The sequence below is a fragment of the Microcystis sp. M113S1 genome (assembly GCF_020246945.1).
In the GTDB taxonomy this organism is placed as follows: domain Bacteria; phylum Cyanobacteriota; class Cyanobacteriia; order Cyanobacteriales; family Microcystaceae; genus Microcystis.
In genome coordinates, this window is record NZ_JADBSA010000092.1 from 1 (window position 1) to 6,432 (window position 6,432).

Sequence of the window (6,432 nt, forward strand, 5' to 3'; positions counted from 1 at the left end):
TGGGATTCGTACAATCCTGCTAAATTGTTGAGGGAAGCTGCCACATCGGGATGATTGTCTCCTAAGAGTCGTTTTCTCAAATCTAATGCTTCTAGATGGAGAGGTTCCGCTTCTGTGTATTTGCCTTGGGAACGGTACAATGCTGCTAAATTGTTGAGGGATTGTGCGACATCGGGATGATTGTCTCCTAAGAGTCGTTTTCTCAAATCTAAAGCTTCTAGATAGAGAGGTTCCGCTTCTGGGTATCTGCCTTGGGAATAGTACAATGCTGCTAAATTGTTGAGGGATTGTGCGACATCGGGATGATTGTCTCCTAAACGGGTTCGAGTTGCGGTTAAACAAGCTTGATAGTAAGGTTCAGCAATAGCATACAATCCTTGTCCATTATAATAACGAGCTAAACCGGTATAGGACCACAATAAATCCTCATCAGCGATATATTCTGGATATTCCCCGACAGATGCTTGCAGATGGAGAAGGAAAGGTTTAAAATCTTCAACGATTTCTACAGTGGGATTATAGGGCATTTCTGCCGATTTTTTGGCCATAATCGCACAATAACGGCGTTTTGCTGGTTCTGCGTGGGGTGATGCTTCTAACTTATCCCGAAAATAGCGACGCAACAGGGGATGAATTTCATACCAACCCTCACCCTTATCCTGAACTAAACTCAGATGGACTAAACTATCGGTTAACCATTCCTCCACTGTATCCCCATCCTCATCGGGAAATAAATCCAGAATCATCCCCTTGGGAAAGGGCGCAAGAGCGAATAAACTGAGGTAAAGTGCCAAAATTTGGGCATCTGGTTCGCTATTCAACTCCTCCCAACTGAGATTAAAGGCAGCTTTCAACCCTCTTTCTGCTGTCATTTCCCCATGAAACTTGGGATTTTTGGCTAAAATTCGCTCCTCTAAGCCGTTTTCTGCTAATTTCTGCCGTATTCTGCTAATTTTCCAATCCTGTCGTCGTACCAGCAACCTTGCCACCAATTCTAACGCCAAGGGTAAATAACCCAAATCCTGACACAATAATTTAGCTTCTTCGATTTGTGTGTCAATTCTGTTATCTCCGAGGTAGGAACGCAATAAATCAAGAGCATCTTCTTCTTTTAAGACTTCTACCCGAAAAGTCGCAATTGTCGCTGATAAATATTCCTTGCGAGTGGTAATTAAAACCTGAAAGCGTTTCTCTTCTTGCGGTGGTAAATAATCCTTAATTTGCTGATAATCCCGCACATCATCAAAAATAATTAAGACATTTCCCGCTAACCAGTTTTGCCAACAATAACGAATTTTTATGTCTAATTCTCCCTCATCTGGTAAAGTTAATTTGAGATATAACCGCGCAAAATCTAAAATAGAAGTACCGATAAAACCGCCATCACTCTCTGCCACATTTAACCAACATATACCACCGGGATAGGCTTTTTCTCGCCATTGTTGCCAACCAAATTGTCTGGCTAATTCGGTTTTACCTATGCCTCCCATTCCCGTTAAGGTAGATATAGCAAGCTTTTGGGATTCTTGTAATTTATTTTTTAACTTAATTAATTCCTTATCCCTACCAACAAATTTAGGAATATTACTATTAGATAAATTGTGAGGATTGGGTTGAGGAGGCTCTTGGTTAGGCGGATAATTATAAATATTTTGCTTGTCAATATTGATATCGCCTTGAGCATAATTGGCTATTTTTTGATCCATATTGGTAACATAATGCTGTGACAAAAAAATATTTACTTATACAATATTAACACATCAAAAGGGGAAGGGCGAACACGATTCGCCCCTACAATAACATTTTTTTCCGTTCCGTAGGGGTGCGTTGCACGCGCCCAAGACATTACATTGTGATATTTTGTTCATTAATATTAATGTCCCTTTGAGAAAAATTAACAATTTTTTCAATGGTTTTGATATAGGTTTTTTGTCCAGAGGATTGAGATTGCAAAGCCTTAGCAATATCGTTAAGAATATCCTTTAAATTAGGTAAAGGTTCGGCTTCTACAATGTCAACCAACTCGGTCATAATTTGGCTTAATTCGGGACTGGTTTTAGCAACAGATTCAACCTCCAGAATCGCTTGTCCATAATCTAAAGGTTGTTCGGGTGCTTTTTCAATTGCGGTGACAGTATCTGGAGAAACTTGTTTCAGGGAAGTAAGAAATTTTTCTGTTTGTTGCCAAACCTTTTCTGCCACTTTTTCACCTGTTTTCTCTAACGCTTTAGTAGCGATAATTGAACCAACTGCGATCGCTGCTCCTGTAAGAGGGTCCATAGATAAAATCGGGGTGATGAGGGTTAACTTATTGATCGGATTTTTGGGGGTTAAGTTGCCAGCAATTTGACAACTCTTACCCCTATCATAGAACTTTTAATTTCATTTAGGCGGGTACTTCAATTTTACCCTGTCCGGCCAATCCAAAAGCGGCGTGAACCACTTGTAAGGCTCTGACTCCATCTTCTTGATTCACCACACAACTGATTTTTATATCAGAAGTAGCAATCATTAAAATATTAATCTTCTCCTTTGCTAAAGCTTCAAAAAAGCGTGCTGCTACCCCCGGTTGTCCTTCCATTCCCGAACCAACAATACTAACTTTGGCCACATCATTATTAACCACCACTTCCTGTAACCCCAAACTTTCCGATAGTTCTAAGAGGATTTTTTGGGCTAAATTAGCATCAGCTTGGGGCAAAGTAAAAGCGATATCCCGTCGGGGAATACCATCGACAATGCGGCAGCGTTGGGATTGAATAATCATATCGACACTGACATTTTTTGCCGCTAAAACCGAGAAAATTCTCGCTGCCATCCCGGGGCGATCGGGGACGCGACGAATAGCCATTTGTGCCTGATTATTATCTAGGGCCACTCCCCGTACCGGGACTAAATTGTGAGGGATTTCGCGATGAGCAACTTTAGCAGAATACTCCAGTTGAAAAGCATTACAAAGGACTTTAATTGCTTTTTCTCCGTCCGCTTCATCGATGACACAACTGACTTTTACTTCAGAAGTGGAGATCATTTCGATATTAATTGCCGCTGCGGCCAAAGTGCTAAATATTTGGGCAGCAATTCCCGGCCGGCCAATCATTCCAGCGCCGGTAATGGCGATTTTAGCGGCCCCAGATTCGATGATCACTTCCGCTTCCTCTGTATTAGTGGGATGGGAACGTAAAGCTGGTGCGATCGCTTCGGCCACGGATTCGGCTTTTTTCAAGGCATTTCCCATCACCGTAAAGGCAATATCGTTGCTGTCCCCCTCGTGAATCGATTGAATAATTAAATCCACGTCCACCTGTTGATGAGCGATTTCCCCGAATAAACGGGCAGCGATACCGGGACGATCAGGAACCCGTAAAAGGGCGATTTTCGCCTGATTGCCGTCAAATTCCACCGCATCCACGGCTTTTGTCAATTCCAATCCTTGCAGGGTGCGCGGTTTCGGTGCCGGGGATGTCACCCAAGTACCCGGATCCTCAGTCCAACTGGAACGGACAACCAAGGGAACCCCGAAATTTTTAGCGATTTCCACCGCTCGCGGGTGGAGAACTTTCGCCCCTAAACTGGCTAATTCGAGCATCTCATCGCAGGTAATTTGGTCTAAAAGACGCGCTTCGGGGACTAAACGGGGGTCAGTGGTGAGAATACCGGGTACATCGGTGTAAATTTCGCAAAAATCGGCTTTTAAGGCGGCTGCTAGGGCCACGGCCGAGGTATCGGAACCACCGCGGCCTAGGGTGGTAATCTCTAGTTGATCGCTATCGCTGACACCTTGAAAACCAGCGACAACAACTACTTTACCCTCCGATAGATGTCGGGAAAGGCGATCGGTTTTAATTTCTAAAATACGGGCGCGACTATGTTCGGATTCCGTGACAATTCCCACCTGAGCGCCGGTTAGGGAGATGGCCGGTTGTCCGATTTCCTCTAGGGCCATACTCATCAAGGCGATCGTCACCTGTTCCCCCGTGGATAATAACATATCCATCTCCCGGCGCGAGGGTTCGGCGGCGATCTGTTTGGCTAAATTGACCAATCCATCGGTGGTTTTACCCATGGCAGAAACGACCACCACCACGGTATTTCCTGCTATTACCGTATTTTTGACCCGTTGAGCTACCGATTGAATGCGTTCCACGGAACCTACCGATGTACCACCGTATTTTTGGACAATTACAGCCATAGTTGTCAGCGCTAGAGACTTTCTATCTTTGTTCAATCTCCAACTTATCAAAATTCCTTAACGTTAAGTGGTTTTGGTTAACATTCCTTATGTTTTATCTCAAATGCCGACTATCTAAATTAATCCTTAAGACTGCAGCGGAGAAGGGAGCGCCGGAGCTAGGTTGAGGCAGTCCGAGCATTTGTACTAAAATACCCATACTCAGTTTAAATCCAGTACATTTATGCTATTTTAATAGTATTTTTATCGTTTCCTCCTCTTATTTCTGCGTTTATTAGATAGGTATTATGAAAGATATTTTAATGTTAGATACAGTAACAATTATCAATGTTTTCGGGTTGCGTCTGTTTCCCTCCAGAGTTTAATTTAAACCTTTAAGGGCAGCAAATAAATAATTAGCTAAAGTCACTCCATCTACTCCTAATTCTGTCCTTTCTTTGGCCGCTAAAATGCCGGCTTGAGCGTGTAAAAAAGCCGCTAATGCGGTTGCTTCCGAGGGTTTATCTGGCATTTGGGTTAAGAATCCGCCGATTAATCCCGTTAAGACATCACCACTACCACCTCGCGCTAAAGCGGAGGTACTTTCGGGGATTATATACATTTTACCTTCCGGAGAGGCGATTATAGTTCTGGCTCCTTTTAATAACACAATTGCACCAGTTTGTTGAGATGCTTCTTGAGTGATATGAATCCTATCTTGAGAACCTAATAAGTTAGGAAATAAGCGTTTAAATTCTCCCCAATGAGGCGTTAAAATTGTCTTATTCTGACGAGATAATAATTTTTCTATGCCCAATTGAGCCAAAATATTTAAAGCATCGGCATCGAGTATAATCGGTTTATCACTATCTAAAACCTGTTCGATAATAGCAGGATTTTCTGTGGTTAATCCAGGACCACAGGCGAGGACATGATAATTATTTAATTCTAGGGGAAGTTCGGCAATAGCTCCCGCGGCAGTTTCAGGACAATCGATAATTAATGCTTCTGGTAAATGACTAATTAATAAAGATTTGAGGGCAGCAGGAACGGCAATCGAAAGCATTCCCACACCACTACCTCGCGCTCCTAATCCGGCAAGAATTGCCCCCCCTGCATAACGACGAGAACCACAGATAATTAATAAATGTCCCTGCTGATATTTATGGGTAAGTAGAGGACGGGGTAAAGGTAAATAAGGGCGAATTAGATCGGGATTAACCCTCAGAATTGGCGGTGAATCTTGTAGAATTGTTTCTAGGTCAAGGGGACTAATTCCTATGTCAATTAACTCCACTTTACCTAGATAGGGTAAGGCCAAATCTTGTAAAAAAGCGCGTTTCCAGAGTCCTAAACAAAAGGTATGAGTGGCTTTAATTGCCGTGCCTAAAACCTCTCCAGTGTCGGTGTGAATTCCTGAAGCAATATCGATACTAATTATCGGTTTTTGCCAACTATTAATTTTATCGACTAATTCGGCAATATCTCCCGATAAAGTCCTTTCTAAACCAAAACCGAAGAGACCGTCGATAATTAACTGACAATCCTCCAAAGATTCTAAAGTTTTCTGAAAAATTAAGCCTAAATGCTTGACATAATTAGCCTGTTGTGCTGTTAAATCCTTGAGTTTGGCGATCGGACAAAAAAGAGATACTTGATAACCAGCAAGATGTAATTCTCTAGCAATCACGAGAGCGTCGCCGCCATTGTGACCAGGGCCAACGATAACGCCGATTTTGGGGAAATTAGCCAAAGAATAGAACTTTTTAAGCTGTTGTGCCGTTAACAGGGCTGCCTTTTCCATCAAAGCGGCCACAGGCATACCGGAGGCAAAAATCGCCCCTTCAATGCGACGCATCTGCTCGCTATTAACCACGTTTGACTGATAATTGTAGCTCATTCGAGGGATAAATTACCTGTTAGCAGGTCTAGATAACTTTTTTGCCGAAAAATTCCCAATTAGCCCGAATTTTCACCGGCTGAAGGCTGGGTTGGGTGATAATAACCAGATCATCGAAAATTTTGGGTCTGAAACCCCGTCGTTCTACGACGGCTTTACCGTTAAATACTAGCGCATTTACCAAATATATGCTAAAATGCTCCCCATGGAAAAAGCCTATTCGTTTCGATTTTACCCCACACCCGAACAAGAGTCGCTATTGCGGCGCACTTTGGGCTGTGTAAGATTAGTTTACAATAAAGCTCTCCATCTCAGAACACAAGCATGGTACGAAAAGCAAGAAAGAGTAGGCTACGCTCAA

At 42.8% G+C, this 6,432-nt stretch carries 5 protein-coding genes; 1 reads left to right on the forward strand and 4 read right to left on the reverse strand.

The annotated features are described in order from the left end of the window. The 4 genes from IM319_RS05160 to IM319_RS05175 form a co-directional block, all read right to left on the reverse strand. Window positions 1-1,706, reverse strand: a 1,706-nt coding sequence (locus tag IM319_RS05160) for a tetratricopeptide repeat protein (RefSeq protein ID WP_287734893.1), incomplete at its 3' end; no start/stop codon positions are given. A gap of 139 nt (window positions 1,707-1,845) precedes the next feature. After that, the gene (locus tag IM319_RS05165; RefSeq protein ID WP_287734894.1) at window positions 1,846-2,280 is read right to left on the reverse strand and encodes a hypothetical protein; all 435 of its coding nucleotides are present in this window, start codon (window positions 2,278-2,280) and stop codon (window positions 1,846-1,848) included. Window positions 2,281-2,386: 106 nt separating this feature from the next. Continuing rightward, window positions 2,387-4,192, reverse strand: coding sequence for an aspartate kinase (locus IM319_RS05170; protein WP_287734895.1), 1,806 nt, complete (start codon window positions 4,190-4,192; stop codon window positions 2,387-2,389). Between the two features lie 361 nt (window positions 4,193-4,553). Beyond that, on the reverse strand, window positions 4,554-6,071 hold the full coding sequence (locus IM319_RS05175; RefSeq protein ID WP_287734897.1) for an NAD(P)H-hydrate dehydratase: 1,518 nt from the start codon (window positions 6,069-6,071) through the stop codon (window positions 4,554-4,556). A 205-nt stretch (window positions 6,072-6,276) separates the two neighbouring features. Here IM319_RS05175 and IM319_RS05180 point away from each other — a divergent pair. After that, a partial coding sequence (locus IM319_RS05180; RefSeq protein ID WP_287734899.1) for a helix-turn-helix domain-containing protein occupies window positions 6,277-6,432 on the forward strand: 156 nt, incomplete at its 3' end.